At 60.6% G+C, this 1,199-nt stretch carries 1 protein-coding gene; it reads left to right on the forward strand.

Annotated features, from left to right (window positions below):
* Nucleotides 1-237 precede the first annotated feature (237 nt).
* Nucleotides 238-1,199, forward strand: a 962-nt coding sequence (locus tag DDR33_RS25115; RefSeq protein WP_202913853.1) for a DUF6443 domain-containing protein, incomplete at its 3' end; no start/stop codon positions are given.

Here is a 1,199-nt window from a genome sequence, read left to right on the forward strand (position 1 = left end):
GCCCTGGATGCCTCCGGCAACCTCTACGTAGTAGAACGCCAGGGGCAGAGAGTCCGCAAGATCAGCGCCTCCGGACAAGTCAGCACCCTGGCCGGCAGCGGCACAGCCGCCTTTGCCAATGGCACCGGTACAGCCGCCTCCTTCAACTGGCCCAATGCCATCCTGTGCGATAATACCGGCAACCTGTACCTCTGCGACCAGCTCAACAACATGGTGAGGAAGATCACCCCCTCAGGCGTGGTCAGCACTCTTGCAGGGACCACCGCAGCAGGCATTGTCAACGGCTCAGGCGACCAGGTACGCATGAACGGCCCCTTCGGGATCTGCCAGGACAGCCAGGGCAATATCTATGTCGGCAACAACACCGGCAACGTGATCCGCAAGATCGTCGTGACCCCGGCCTTCACCATTAGTCCCGCATTACCCGCCGGCCTGACGCTGAACTCCGAGACCGGCACGATCAGCGGGACCCCAACAGCCTCCAGCCCGGCTACCACTTATACCATTACCGCCCGCAGCAGCAGCGGTACCGGCAGTACCACCATCACCTTTGCGGTGATCAGCGCAGGCCCCCAGCCCAGCCAGGACCAGAACTACATCCTGACGATGACACCCAGAAAGCCCTTCGACGGCACGGTCAACCTGATCAACAGAAGCGCCAACGATGTCCAGTCCACCATCCAGTATTTCGATGGCCTGGGCAGGCCCCTTCAGACCGTACAGTATAAAGGAGCCCCTTCACAGAATAGGGACCTGGTGGTCCCCAACGAATACGACGTCTTCGGGCGGGAAGCAAAGAAATACCTGGGATATGCCGATGCCAATAATACCGGCTCCTACAAACCGGCAGCCCTCACCAGTCAGCCCGCTTACTACACGTCCCCCGGATCAGGAGTGAGCCCCATTCCATACCCCTTTGCCCAAACCCGCTTTGAGCCTTCGCCCCTGAACAGGGTAGAAGAACAAGGCGCCCCCGGCGCAGCATGGCAGCTCAGCACCAGCGGCGTGAGCGGATCAGGCCATACCGGCAAGACCGAATACAGCACCAATACCGCCAGCGGAGACCGTGCCGTGCGCTTGTACCGGGCAGAAGCCGTCACCACGGCAGGCCAGCAGCACCAAAGGAACCTGACCACCAGCGGGAACTATCAGGCCAGCCAGCTGTACCTCACCATCAGCAAAGATGAAAACTGGGTAAG

The sequence above is a fragment of the Pararcticibacter amylolyticus genome (assembly GCF_003130405.1).
In the GTDB taxonomy this organism is placed as follows: Bacteria; Bacteroidota; Bacteroidia; order Sphingobacteriales; family Sphingobacteriaceae; genus Arcticibacter; species Arcticibacter amylolyticus.